The 12,527-nt window shown below is 69.5% G+C and carries 14 protein-coding genes; 5 read left to right on the forward strand and 9 right to left on the reverse strand.

What is annotated here, in order from left to right:
• Positions 1 to 17 precede the first annotated feature (17 nt).
• The gene (locus ACFRAQ_RS11250) at positions 18 to 623 is read left to right on the forward strand and encodes a TetR/AcrR family transcriptional regulator (protein WP_379097467.1); all 606 of its coding nucleotides are present in this window, start codon (positions 18 to 20) and stop codon (positions 621 to 623) included.
• A 12-nt stretch (positions 624 to 635) separates the two neighbouring features.
• Here the strand turns inward: ACFRAQ_RS11250 and ACFRAQ_RS11255 are convergent, their stop codons facing one another.
• Together ACFRAQ_RS11255 and ACFRAQ_RS11260 are read right to left on the reverse strand one after the other, a co-directional pair.
• Positions 636 to 1,523, reverse strand: coding sequence for an RNA polymerase sigma-70 factor (locus ACFRAQ_RS11255; RefSeq protein WP_379097470.1), 888 nt, complete (start codon positions 1,521 to 1,523; stop codon positions 636 to 638).
• 66 nt (positions 1,524 to 1,589) lie between these two features.
• Positions 1,590 to 2,039, reverse strand: a complete 450-nt coding sequence (locus tag ACFRAQ_RS11260; RefSeq protein WP_379100209.1) for a GtrA family protein — start codon at positions 2,037 to 2,039, stop codon at positions 1,590 to 1,592.
• 166 nt (positions 2,040 to 2,205) lie between these two features.
• Between ACFRAQ_RS11260 and ACFRAQ_RS11265 the strand changes: the two genes are divergently transcribed.
• Positions 2,206 to 2,412 (forward strand): DUF6374 family protein, encoded by a 207-nt coding sequence (locus ACFRAQ_RS11265; protein WP_379097472.1) that lies wholly within the window; start codon positions 2,206 to 2,208, stop codon positions 2,410 to 2,412.
• Positions 2,413 to 2,425: 13 nt separating this feature from the next.
• Here ACFRAQ_RS11265 and ACFRAQ_RS11270 read toward each other — a convergent pair whose 3' ends face one another.
• The 5 genes from ACFRAQ_RS11270 to ACFRAQ_RS11290 are packed head-to-tail and all read right to left on the reverse strand — an operon-like array spanning position 2,426 to position 7,577.
• Positions 2,426 to 4,000, reverse strand: a complete 1,575-nt coding sequence (locus tag ACFRAQ_RS11270; protein ID WP_379097475.1) for a regulator — start codon at positions 3,998 to 4,000, stop codon at positions 2,426 to 2,428.
• 12 nt (positions 4,001 to 4,012) lie between these two features.
• A complete protein-coding gene (locus ACFRAQ_RS11275; RefSeq protein ID WP_379097477.1) occupies positions 4,013 to 4,711 on the reverse strand; it encodes a cysteine hydrolase family protein in 699 nt (232 codons plus the stop codon).
• Complete coding sequence (locus ACFRAQ_RS11280) at positions 4,708 to 6,096, reverse strand: allophanate hydrolase (protein ID WP_379097480.1); 1,389 nt, start codon at positions 6,094 to 6,096, stop codon at positions 4,708 to 4,710. The genes ACFRAQ_RS11275 and ACFRAQ_RS11280 overlap by 4 nt, the downstream gene beginning before the upstream one ends.
• Before the next feature lie 56 nt (positions 6,097 to 6,152).
• Positions 6,153 to 6,827 (reverse strand): GntR family transcriptional regulator, encoded by a 675-nt coding sequence (locus ACFRAQ_RS11285; protein ID WP_379097482.1) that lies wholly within the window; start codon positions 6,825 to 6,827, stop codon positions 6,153 to 6,155.
• 27 nt (positions 6,828 to 6,854) lie between these two features.
• Positions 6,855 to 7,577, reverse strand: a complete 723-nt coding sequence (locus tag ACFRAQ_RS11290; RefSeq protein ID WP_379097485.1) for a hypothetical protein — start codon at positions 7,575 to 7,577, stop codon at positions 6,855 to 6,857.
• 205 nt (positions 7,578 to 7,782) lie between these two features.
• On the opposite strand from ACFRAQ_RS11290, the gene ACFRAQ_RS11295 reads away from it, so the two are divergent.
• Entirely contained in the window at positions 7,783 to 8,916 is a 1,134-nt protein-coding gene (locus tag ACFRAQ_RS11295) for an agmatine/peptidylarginine deiminase (protein ID WP_379097488.1), read from the forward strand.
• Positions 8,917 to 8,935: 19 nt separating this feature from the next.
• Here ACFRAQ_RS11295 and ACFRAQ_RS11300 read toward each other — a convergent pair whose 3' ends face one another.
• Together ACFRAQ_RS11300 and ACFRAQ_RS11305 are read right to left on the reverse strand one after the other, a co-directional pair.
• Positions 8,936 to 9,280, reverse strand: a complete 345-nt coding sequence (locus tag ACFRAQ_RS11300; protein ID WP_379097491.1) for a zinc ribbon domain-containing protein YjdM — start codon at positions 9,278 to 9,280, stop codon at positions 8,936 to 8,938.
• 43 nt (positions 9,281 to 9,323) lie between these two features.
• Positions 9,324 to 10,136 (reverse strand): alpha/beta fold hydrolase, encoded by an 813-nt coding sequence (locus ACFRAQ_RS11305; RefSeq protein ID WP_379097494.1) that lies wholly within the window; start codon positions 10,134 to 10,136, stop codon positions 9,324 to 9,326.
• Between the two features lie 133 nt (positions 10,137 to 10,269).
• Between ACFRAQ_RS11305 and ACFRAQ_RS11310 the strand changes: the two genes are divergently transcribed.
• The gene (locus ACFRAQ_RS11310; RefSeq protein ID WP_357285311.1) at positions 10,270 to 10,599 is read left to right on the forward strand and encodes a metalloregulator ArsR/SmtB family transcription factor; all 330 of its coding nucleotides are present in this window, start codon (positions 10,270 to 10,272) and stop codon (positions 10,597 to 10,599) included.
• Between the two features lie 95 nt (positions 10,600 to 10,694).
• On the forward strand, positions 10,695 to 12,527 hold the full coding sequence (locus ACFRAQ_RS11315; protein ID WP_379097498.1) for a phosphoenolpyruvate carboxykinase (GTP): 1,833 nt from the start codon (positions 10,695 to 10,697) through the stop codon (positions 12,525 to 12,527).

Consider the following 12,527-nt stretch of genomic DNA (forward strand, 5'->3'; position numbering starts at 1 on the left):
TTCGCCCGAGGAGTCCTGTGGAGCAAGCAGAATCACCGCCGCCGGGCGGGGCCCGAGCCGATGCCCGGCGCAGCCGCGCACGACTGCTCGACACCGCCCGCGCGATGTTCGCCAGCGATGGCGTCGACGTGTCGTTCAATGAGATCGCCCGCCGTGCCGGCGTCGGCCCGGCCACCCTCTATCGGCATTTCCCGCGGCGAGAAGACCTCATCGCCGCCGTGGTCGGCACCAGCCTCGACGAGGTCACCGCGCTCGCGAGCGCTCTCGACGCCGAACCCGACCCCGCGGCCGCTCTCTCGCGGTGGATCGCCGCGCTGGTATCGCACATTCGCCGGGTGCGGGGGCTGTCCGAGGAGATCCTGCGAGCCCTCGAAATCCCCGACAGCCCCTTGGCCCCGCATTGCGCCGCGGCACTGGATGCGGCCGGCGCCGTGCTGGTCCGCGCCCAACGGGCAGGACGCGCGCACCCCGAGGTCAGCACCGACGACATCGTCAAGCTCGCTACCGCCATCGCGTGGACCAGTGACCGGTCCGACGTTGCCGCGGCGGCCACCGACCGCCTCGTCGGCCTTGTGCTGCACGGCATTATCGGCCCGGGCGAAACGCAACCCTCACCCGCCTGACGCCCGGCCGGGTCATCGGCTCAGGGCGGTCACCCGGTCCATGTGCGAGTGCTTCTCCGGGTTGCGGACCGCGTACAGCCCGGTGATGAGGCCGTCGTCGATCCGCAACGCCAGTACGGTGTCCACCTCGCCCTCCCGTCGCATGACCAGCGCGGGATGGCCGTTGACCATTGTGGTGTCGAACGACGCGCTGTCGCCGAATCGCCGCCAGCCCGTGGTGAGTACGCGAGCCACCGTGTCGGCGCCCACGATCGGGTGCGGCAGTGCGGCCCGGAGCCCACCGCCGTCACCGAAGGCGACGACATCCGGTGCGAGCAGATCCAGCAGACCTCGCAGGTCACCGGTCTCGACCGCGCGGTGGAACGCGTCGAGCACCTCACGGGACTCGGCGGGTGACACCGGGCCGCGCGGGCGGCGGGACGCCACGTGCGCGCGGGCGCGGTGCGCGATCTGCCGGACCGCGGCCGCGGACTTGTCCACCGCCGCGGCGATCTCGTCGTACGGCAGGTTGAACACCTCGCGCAGCACGAACACCGCGCGCTCGGTCGGGGCGAGCGTCTCGAGTACCAGCAGCATGGCCATCGACACGCTTTCGGCCAGTTCGACGTCCTCGGCCACATCCGGCGCGGTCAGCAGTGGCTCCGGCAGCCACTGCCCGACATAGGACTCCTTGCGCCGGCCCAGCGTCCGCAACCGGCCCAGCGCCTGCCGGGTGGTGATGCGCACCAGATATGCCCGCTGATCCCGCACCTCCGCGAGGTCGACGCCGATCCAGCGCAGCCACGTCTCCTGCAGCACGTCCTCGGCGTCGGCCGCCGACCCGAGCATCTCGTAGGCGACCGTGAACAACAGATTCCGGTGCGCGACGAACGCATCGGTGGCGGCGGTGGTACCGATCATGGGTGGGCTCCCGTCTTTCGTGTCATCCACTGGACACCGCGGCCGATCGACATGTGACAGCCCGCCTCAGAACACGAACCCGCGCAAGGCGAGAAACCGCATCCCCCCGACCGCCGCCATCACCGCGAGCACGGCCGTCGCCTGGCTGAGCTCCCCGAGCCCGGGCGCCCAGACATCGAGTCCCGCCAGCGCGGCCGTACTGATCACCAGCCCGACCGCGGCCAGCCCGCCGCCCTCCCATTGTGCGCTGAACCATCCGACCCGCCCGGCCGCCCGGAAGGTCAACCGCCGGTGCAGCTCGTTCGCGACCGCCGTACTGACCACCGACCCCGCGATATTCGCCACCAGCGCCCCACTGTCGTTGACCGCCATGAACATCAGCACATACGCGATATTGCTGACTCCGCCGACCACCGCGAACCGGATCAGCTGCGCGACCACATGATCCCCGCGCAGAAACCGGCTCGCGGCGGCGAGCCCACGCTCGATGCCCAGATCGATGGCCTCGAAGTCCATCGGGTTGCCGTGCATCGTCCGCAGTCCGGAATCGGCGATCAGGGTGCTGTTCACGCCACTGACAATCCCCACCCGCGCTTACATGGAGCTGACACCGCCCTGACGCGCCACTGTCACGACCATCGTCACTCGAACAAACGTTCTACTCGAGGTATTGTCCCGGACCATGCCGGAACTGTCACGACGCGACTGGGCGACGATGAACCTCAAAGAGGTGCAGCGGCAGCTGCTGAAGGCGGCGTCGTTCGGGAAGGTGCTCTCGCCCGAACAGTTGGAGAATGCCGCGGGCAAGATCGGAGAGGGCTTGCGGATCTTTCTGGACGAGACGGATGGGGGCGGTGCGGGGCGGCCGCCGTCGGATGCGGGACGGTGACCGTCCGGGCGGCTCAGTCGGGGAGGACGGCGTCAGGGGCTGCGCGGGTGCCGCGCAGGAACGAACACGCGAGGCAGACGAGTCCGAAGAAGAGGTAGCCGAGGGCGACCTTCGGGGCGGCGGCCCAGGCCACCTCGGCGGCGTGGATGAGGCCGACGAAGCTGAGCGCGGCGCCGACCGCGGCAGCGAGAGCGGCTGCGCGGAAGCGCTTTTCGAGGATGAAGGTAACCATGGTCCCGAGCACCAGCCCGGCGAGCACCGCGCCCGCGCCGAGGGTCTTCAGGCCGTCGTAGACCACGCCGGCCTGGCCGAGCGCGCCCGCGCCGATCTTGTCGGCGGAGGTCCCGGCAGCGCTGAGCGCGTTGTCGATCTGGCCGACGCCCCACTCGGCCAGATTGGGCAGCAGCGCGGCGACCACCGCGACCGCGTGCAGGCGCGGGACGGCCTGGAAAGCCTGAGCGCCGATCAGGAGGCCGATGTAGAGCAGGATCGGGACGATCGCCGGAATGGGGAGCAGGGTGGCGAGCACACCGAAAAGGCCCAGCAGGCACATCAATCCGATGATCGCTCCACTGGCGAGCGAGTAGCCGGTGCGTCCGCCCGCGTCCTTCCAACCGGGATGGCCGATGTAGACGGCGGGCGGGAAGGGCGAGCCGAAACCGGAGCCGATGATCGCGCCGAAGCCGTCGGCCAGCAGCACGCTGCGCAGGTTGTAGTTGTCGCCCGCGGCGGCGGCGCTCTCGACATTGCTCATGGCCTCGGTGAAGTTGTAGACGCCCAGCGGAATCGCGGTCGCCAGCAGGGGCGCCAGGTGCCCGAGCCCGTCGAAGAGCAGGTGCAGGCGCAGGTCCGGCAACCCGAGGGCGATATCCTGCGCGGCCCGGGAGACGTCGGGGACCGACATGTAACCGCCGATCCACCCGATGGCGGTGCCCACCAGCAGCGCCACCAGGCCGACCGGAATATTGCCGGGCAGTCGCACATCGGTGAAGAAGCCGATGAGAATGATGGCCAGCACCGGCAATCCGATCCAGGCCGCTTCCCACATCTGCGCGGCGGGCCGCATGGCGATGAAGGTGATCGAGATGCCCGCCAGCGTGCCGAGCATGGCCGCGCGCGGGGTGATCCGGCGAATGTACGGTCCGACGAACGCGCCGATCATGACGATCACGCCGATCATGAACGCCCACGCCAGACCCGCGGACCACGCCCGCATCGGGTCGTTGGTCTTCAGATAGATGGGCAGCATCACCACGAACACCACGATGAACATGTGCGGGACGCTCGGCCCGTAGGGCAGTGCGGTGACCGTCGCGCGGCCCTCACGCCGCGCGAGCCGCCGCGCCAGCAGCATGTAGTACAGATTGCCCAGCACCAGCGCCACACCCAGTGCGGGCAGTACGGTGCCCAGCACGTCGGCGCTCGGGATCTTCACCACCGCGATCGACAGCGTGGTCAGGGTCAGGACATTGACGAGGATGTTGAACGACAGGCCGAAGAAGGCATTGGTGTCGCCGCGGGTCCACCACGGCAGCGACAGCGGTGCGGCGCTGCCGGTTTCACCGGCGATCGGGGTTTCGACGGACATGGGCTTTCCTGTTCACTGGGCCGGGCTGGGGGAGACGGCGGAGGCGAGCGCGGCGCGGACCGCGGCCGAGTCGGCGACCCAGCCGAAGATGCCGCCCTGGGCGGCGATCATGGCCAGCCCGACACGCTGGAACTCCGGGAAATACGAACCGACGCAGTCGGAGACCACCAGGCACTCGAATCCGCGGTCGTTGGCCTCGCGCACCGTGGTGTGCACGCAGACCTCGGTGGTGACCCCGGTGACCAGCAGCGAGCGGATTCCCCGGTCCGCCAGGACATCTGCCAGGTCGGTCGCGTAGAACGCGCTTTTGCCGGGCTTGTCGATCACCATGTCGCCGTCCACCGGCGCGAGCTCGTCGATGATGTCGTGCCCGTACTCGCCGCGGATCAGGATGCGGCCGAACCGGCCCGGGTCGCCGATGCGCTGGGCGGGATCCCCGCGCAGCAGTTTCGCGGGCGGGCAATCCGACAGGTCGGGCCGATGGCCTTCGCGGGTATGGATCACGGGAATCCGGGCCGCCCGTGCGGTGGCCAGCAGCCCGGCCAGCGGCTCGATGACCGTGCGCAGCAGGGCCACATCATTGCCCAGGCTCTCGCCGAAGCCGCCGGGGAGCAGGAAGTCGCGTTGCATGTCGATGACCAGCAGCGCCACCCTGTTCGGGTCGAAGGTGAAGTCGCCCGGTTGCGCCGGGACGCGGGAGAGTGCCGTCATTGCCGTTCCTTCTGTACGAGCCGGAGATCCGCGTGCGCCACGACCGGGCGCGGTTCGTCGAGCAGGCGGGCCGCCGCGGCGAGCACCACGTCGTCGGCCAACGCCGGGCCGAACACCATCACCGACAGTGGGCGGCCGTCCGCGGCGAGTCCCATCGGCACCGAGATCGCGGTGAGGTCCAGCAGATTGCCGAAGTGGGTGTAGTGGCCCAGCACGGTGTTCGTGGCGATCGGATCGGCCAGCACCTGCGCGACGGTGAACGTGGTGCCGATGGTCGGCGTGATCACCACGTCGACGGCGTCCCAGACCCGGGCCACCGTGGCGCGCAGTTCTTGCAGGCGCTGCTGCGCCCGGAAGACGTCCACCGCGGTGAATCGGAAACCGCCGGTGAGGATTTCGCGGATCACCGGCAGGATCGAATCCGGTCGCTCGGCGAGGAAGTCCTCGAACTCCACCAGCCGCTCGGCCACCCACGGGCCCTGATAGAGCAATTCGCCCGCGGCCAGGAACGGTTCCAGGCTGGTCGGCACGCGGTCGAAGCCGCGGCGTTCCAGTCGATTCCGGGTGTCGAGGTGCGCGGTGCGGAACACCTCGTCCCCGAAGAACTCCAGCTCGCCGGGATCGGGCAGTCCGACCCGCAGCCGCCCGCCGCCGAAGCGCGGCCCGCGCGCCCGGCTCCACGGATCGCGTGGATCCACGCCCGCGATCACCTCGAAGACCCGATCGAGGTCCTCGACGGTGCCCGCCATCAGCGTCAGGCAGTCCAGCGACTTGCACGCCGGGACCAGGCCCCGCGCGCTGATCAGCCCCCGCGAGGGCTTCCAGCCCAGGATTCCGTTGAGCGCCGCGGGAACCCGCCCCGACCCGGCGGTGTCGGTGGCCACGCAGAACGGCACCTCGCCGAGGGCCACCGCGCGCGCGGACCCGGAACTGGAACCGCCGCAGATCAAGTCGCCGCCGAACACCGAGCGCGGGATCGGATACGGCGTGCGGGTGCCGTTGAGGCCGGTCGCGAACTGGTCGAGGTTCGTCTTGCCGACGAACAGCGCGCCCGCCGCCAGCAGCCGCTCGACCGCGGGCGCGGTGCTGGTGGCGGTGTAGGCGTAGTCGGGGCAGGCCAGTGTGGTGGGCAGGCCCGCGACATCGATGCTGTCCTTGACCCCGAACGGCACGCCGTACAGCGGTAGCGTGCGCGCGCCGGGCCGTCGCTCGATCTCGGCGGCCGCGGCCAGCAGCTGTTCGCGCGGGACCGGTGTGATCCAGGTGCCGTCGTCGCCGCGCGCCGCGATGGCGTCCGCGACCCGGGCGGCGGTGTGGGTCGGAGAGCCGCTGCCGCTTTCGTGCGAGGCCAGGATTTCCGCGACCGTGGGGCTCGGGTTCACCATTTGTCGATTGTCGACAGAATGTGTGAAATCGGCGGTGTCGCAATGTATCCGCTGTGTTAGCGGATATCGAGGTCCAGGTAGGCCCGCTCCCCGTGCCGCAACAGCGCCTCGCGCGCGGTCGCGGCGTCACCGGATTCCAGGGCTGTCAGCAGCTCCTCGTGCCGTCGAATGCCGTTGTGGCGCTGGGCGAGCCGGGCCTCGGCGCGCAGGTTGCGCGCCATGGGCAGCTGGAGCTTCACCAGGATCGGCTCGTAGGCCAGTTCCAGCTGCCGATTACCGGACAGCGCCACGATGGCCGCGTGGAACCGGCGGTGGGCATTGTCGCGCTCGAACGCGTTCCCGGCGGCGTCGGCGACACGCATCTCCTCGAGTGCCGCTCGGACCCGTCGCAGCGGGTCGCCGTCGCCGTCGGCGGCCAGCGGGAACGCGCTGTCGATGGCGTAGCGCTCGAGCACCCGACGCAACTCGAACAGCTCCAGGATATCGGTCCGCGACCACACCGCCACCCGGAATCCGCGCCGGGGCAGATGCTCGATCAGCCCTTCTTGCGCCAAGAGCCGCAAAGCTTCCCGCACGGGCGCGCGGCTGGTGCCCAGCCGCGCGCACAGCGCTTCCTCGCCGATGCGGTCGCCGGGCGCGAACGCGCCGCTGAGCACCTCCGCCCGCAGATGCCGCGTCGCCATTTCCACCAGGCTGGGTGGCAGCACCGTCCCGTTCCTGCGCGACACCATGATTCGAGACTAACCGGACCGGTCCGGTCACACGGCGCAGGCCAGCGCGTCGGTGCCGGTGGAACGGACGAATTCCCGGTCGCCGTAACGGAATTGGGTGCCATCCCAGGCGCCGCCCAGGCCGGTGACGAAGTCGTGGATCACCGCGGTGTCGGCGCGGTCGCCGACCAGGATCAGATCGCCGGACGTGGTGAACGAGCCGCCGCCGAGCCGTTCGGCCACCGCGGGATTCGCGGCGAGCGCCTCGCCGAAGCGGGTGCGGTCCACGCCGGTGACGGTCACGCTGAAGCCGTCGGCGCGCGTGTCCGCGCCGGGCAGGTATTCGAAGGTCAGGACCGTTTCCTGGCGGTAGCGCCCGCGCAGGTCGTCGGCGACCCAGCAGAGGTTCTTGTAGTCGGTGCAGGCCAGCAGGAATCGCTTGGAGCGTTCGTAGGTGAGGCCGGTGCCGGCCGACCAGGCCACGCCGTCGACCAGTTGTGATGCGACCGGCAGGGCCAGTTCGGTCAGGGCGGTGAAGTTCTCGTCGAGCTCGAGCAGCTCCAGCCGATCGGCCAGGCGCGGGTCGGCGGGGTCGGTGATGGTGGCGGTGTTGGTGGTGGCGAACAGCTCGCCGGTGGGGCGGGTGGGGTCGCCGGGGACGCACGAGGCCGGTCCGTAGGCGTGGGCGGGTGCGGTGGCCTGGCCGACGGCCACGACCCCGGTGATGACGATTGCGGAGGCCAGAGCAGCGGAAACGCGGGCGGTGGTCATCTTTCCCAGTCTGCGCGCGCCCGGTCGCGGAGGGAGCCGGATCACACCGACCGGCCTTGACTGAAAATTCAGTCAGAGATTAGAGTCGCTGGTGCCCGGCTCGGGCCGTTCCGTGTGTGGCGGCCGTTTGATCAGCGGGTTCAGTGGATTCAGCGCGCCGGAGAGGAATCGCCGCGCCGGGCCTTCTTTCAAAGGAGACAGTGCAATGCAAGGACGACGCCGGTTCATGCGATCGGGAATCTTGACGATGGGCGGGCTGCTGCTCGCGGGCTGTGAGGGATCCATCTCGTCGTGGTTCAACGGCGAGCCCTCGACGGGCTCGTCCCACGAGGGTCACTCCGGCGTGATGCCCGACGAGGGCGCGCCGCACAAGCGCACCTGGATGGCTTTCGGTGCGAGCGAAGCGATCTGGGGCCGGCAGCTGCTGCCGCAGGTGCGCGAGAACCTGGCCACCATCGCCTCCACCATCTCCCGCTTCGAGCCGGTGTCCATGCTGGTGCGCCAGGACGAACTCGATCTGGCGCGGCGGCTGATCGGCGGCGCGAACGTCGAACTGATCGTGGCCGACCTCGACGATCTGTGGATGCGTGACACCGGACCGGTATTCGTGCACGGCAATCACGGCAAGTCCGGTGTCGATTTCAACTTCAACGGGTGGGGCGGCAAACAGCAGCACAAGCGCGACAGCAAGGTCGCCACCGTCGTCGACGGCCGCGCCGGCGTGGAGACCACGCACACCGATCTGGTGCTCGAGGGCGGCGGCATCGAGGTCGACGGCGAGGGCACCGCGCTCATCACCGAATCCTGTGTGCTGAACAAGAATCGGAATCCCGGCTGGAAGAAGGCCGACGTGGAGGCCGAGCTCGACCATGTGCTGGGCATCAAGAAGGTGATCTGGCTACCCGGCATCGCCGGGCAGGACATCACCGACGGCCACACCGATTTCTACGCCCGTTTCGCCCGCCCGGGCGTGGTGGTCGCGGCCCTGGACAATGACGAGGAGTCCTTCGACTACGACGTCACCCGCCGCCACCTCGAGATCCTGCACAACGCCACCGACGCGCAGGGACGGCCGCTCGAGATCGAAACCCTCGAAGCGCCGGTCGATCTACGCTACCGCGGCGCGGGCGACGACTTCGCCGCCGGATACGTCAACTTCTACGTCTGCAACGGCGGCGTCATCGCCCCGGAATTCGGTGACTCGGAAGCCGATTCGGCCGCCTACGCCACGCTGGCCCGGCTGTTCCCGGATCGCCGGGTGGTGCAGATCAATATCGACGCCATCGCCGCGGGCGGCGGCGGCATCCACTGCACCACCCAGCAGGAACCCGCCGACTGACCCGCGCGCGAGGTCCGCTCTAGACCTTCTTCACCACACTGGATTTCAGCTGCATGGCGCCGATGCCGTCGACCTTGCAGTCGATGTCGTGGTCGCCGACGCCCTGGACGAGGCGGATATTGCGGACCTTGGTGCCCGCCTTGATGCCGGTGGGGCTGCCCTTCACCTTCAGCGACTTGATCACGGTGACGGTGTCGCCGTCGGCGAGGACGTTGCCGACCGCGTCCCGGATCACGCCGTCCTCGGCCGCCGCCTCGGTCTCGGCGGTCCATTCGTGCGCGCACTCCGGGCAGGTGAGCAATCCGCCCACCTCGTAGGTGTATTCACTGGAACAGGCGGGACACGGCGGCAGCGAGTCGGACACGATCGGCTCCTCGGTCGGTGGCGGGGACGGAAGTCGGTGGGGCTCAGGCGTGGACGCCGGTGAGGAAGTCGATGATGGTGCTGTTGACCGCCTCGGGCTGCTCCAGATACCCGTAGTGGCCGCACTTGTCGAGCTGCACGTACCGCGCCCCTGGAATCGCCTCGGCCACCTCGCGGCCGAACATCGGGGGCAGCATGCGGTCGTCGGCGAATCCGACCACCAGGCTCGGGACGGTGATGCGGGCGTAGTCGGCCAGGCGGTTGCCGGTCCGGTCCATGCGCATCTGCGCGAGCACGCCCGGCCCGGGCGCGACACTCGCCGAGTACTCGAAGATGTCGAGCCACTGCTGCGCGGAGTCGTCGGCCTCGAGGGTGGCGGGGGAGAGGTTCAGCATCGCCTTGACCGCGGCCGCGTACTCCGGCGGCAGCTTCACGCCCTGCTGCTGCAACGCCTGCTCACCCTTGTTCAGCGTGCTGGCCAGGGGATGCGAGCGGCCGGTGGTGGCCAGCATGACGGCCTTTGTCACCAGATCCGGCCGGGCCAGCGCGAGTTCCTGGGTGACGCGCGCGCCCAGCGAGGTGCCGACCACGTGCGCGGGACCGCCGAGCAGTTCGATCAGGGCCGCGGTGTCGGCGACCAGGTCCTCGATCCGCATGCCGTGGGCGCTCTCCTCCGAGGGCGCGATGCCGCGGTTGTCGAAGGTGGCGACCCGGAAACCCGCCTTCACCAGGGCCGGAACCTGGTAGGTCCGCCAGACCCGGCCCGGGCTGCCGGTGCCCATGACGAGGACGACCAGGGGTCCGTTGCCGGTGACGTCGTAGTTGAGGCGAATCCCGTTGAGGGTGGCGATGGGCACGTTCGGTCTTCCTGTGGGCGGTCCGGGGAACGACCGAACCTAGCATGATTGTCCTGTTTGCTAAACTCTGCAATCACCGGGTCGGGCAGCGCATCCGGATGCCCATCCGCCCTCGGAAGGAGTGGCTCGCGACATGCCAGGACTGCAACGGCCGCTCTATCAAATGAAGGCGGATTTCTTCAAGACGCTCGGCCATCCCGTGCGGATCCGGGTCCTCGAATTGCTGAGCCAGCGCGAGTACGCGGTCTCGGAGATGCTGACCGAGATCGGCGTCGAGGCCGCGAATCTGTCGCAGCAGCTGTCGATTCTGCGCCGCGCCGGGCTGGTCTCGGCCCGCCGCGAAGGACTCTCGGTCACCTACGAACTGACCTCGCCGCAGGTCGCGGAGCTGCTGGCGGTCGCGCGAGCCATCCTCACCGGCGTGGTGACCGGCCAGGCGGAGGCGCTCGAGCACTCCGCGTAGCCGCGGGGCCCACGGTTTTCCCGGGGGTCCGCCCACCCACTGATTGCATGTTTTCTAAAATGAAAACCTAGTTGTTTCGTGAAGAGAGGTTCGCCGTGCCCGAACGTCCTACCGCCACCGTCGCCCCCGCCGCGGCCCCGACCGCGCACCCGGAGATCGCGGCCTGGGTCGCCGAGGTCGCGGAGCTGACCGCGCCCGAGCGGATCGTCTACTGCGACGGGTCCCGCGACGAATGGGACCGGCTCACCGCGGACCTGGTCGCCAAGGGCACGTTCGTCCCGCTGCCCGCCAAACCCAACTCCTTCTGGTGCGTCTCCGATCCGGACGACGTGGCGCGCGTGGAGGATCGGACCTTCATCTGCTCCGAGCGCGAGAGCGACGCCGGGCCCACCAACAACTGGGTGGACCCGGTCGACATGCGCACCGTGCTCACCGAGCACTACCGCGGCGCGATGGCCGGGCGCACCCTGTACGTGATCGCCTTCTGCATGGGCCCGCTCGACGCCGGGGAACCGAAATACGGTGTGCAGATCACCGATTCGGAGTACGTGGCGGTCTCGATGCAGATCATGACCCGGTCCGGCGCGCAGGTCTGGGAACAGCTCACCCCCGGCACCGAATTCGTGAAGTGCCTGCATTCGGTGGGCGCTCCACTGTCGGAGGGCCAGGCCGATGTGCCGTGGCCGTGCGACAAGACCAAGTACATCGCGCACTTCCCCGAGAGCCGCACCATCTGGAGCTACGGGTCCGGCTACGGCGGCAACGCGCTGCTGGGCAAGAAGTGCTTCGCGCTGCGCATCGCCTCGGTCATCGGCCGCGACGAGGGCTGGCTGGCAGAGCACATGCTCATCCTGAAACTGACCTCGCCGCAGGGGAAGACGCACTACATCGCCGCCGCGTTCCCGTCGTCGTGCGGCAAGACCAACCTGGCCATGCTCGAACCCACCCTGCCCGGCTGGAAGGCCGAGACCGTGGGCGACGACATCGCCTGGATGCGCTTCGGCGCGGACGGACGGCTCTACGCGGTCAACCCGGAGGCCGGATTCTTCGGCGTCGCACCGGGAACCGGCGCCAAGACCAATCCCAACGCCATCGCCACCATCGAGGCGGGCAACTCCATCTTCACCAACACCGCCCGCACCGACGACGGCGACGCCTGGTGGGAGGGCCTGACCGAACAGCCCCCGGCCCACCTGATCGACTGGCGCGGCCATGACTGGACCCCCGAATCGGGAACCCCGGCCGCGCACCCGAACTCGCGCTACTGCACCCCGATCGAGCAGTGCCCGTCGGTGGCCCCGGAATGGAACGACCCGCGCGGGGTGCCGATCTCGGCCATCTTCTTCGGCGGGCGCCGCGCCACCACCATCCCGCTGGTCGCCGAGTCCTTCGACTGGGCGCACGGCGTGTTCACCGCCTCGGTGCTGTCCTCGGAGACCACCGCGGCCGCCGCGGGCGCGGTCGGCGTGGTGCGCCGCGACCCCATGGCCATGCTGCCGTTCCTGGGCTACCACGTGGGCGACTACTTCGCGCACTGGCTGGCCATGGGCGCCCGCGAGGGGGCGCAGCTGCCGAAGATCTTCCAGGTCAACTGGTTCCGCCGCAGCGCCGACGGCAAGTTCCTGTGGCCCGGCTTCGGCGACAATGTGCGCGTGCTGAAGTGGGCGCTCGAACGTCTGGACGGCACCGCCGACGCCGTGCGCACCCCCATCGGCCACGTGCCCACCGCGGACGCGCTCGACCTCCAGGGCCTGGGCGCGGGCTACCGCGGCCTGGCCGGCGCGGCCCTGGCCGTAGACGTCGACGAATGGGTGCGCGAGCTGGAATCCATTGACGAGTGGTACGCGAGCATCGGCGGCAACCGCCTGCCCGACGCCTTGCGCGCCGAACTGGCCGCGCTGAAATTACGTCTGGCCGAGGCGCTCTGA

The sequence above is a fragment of the Nocardia sp. NPDC056611 genome (assembly GCF_042792755.1).
Classification (GTDB): Bacteria; Actinomycetota; Actinomycetes; order Mycobacteriales; family Mycobacteriaceae; genus Nocardia.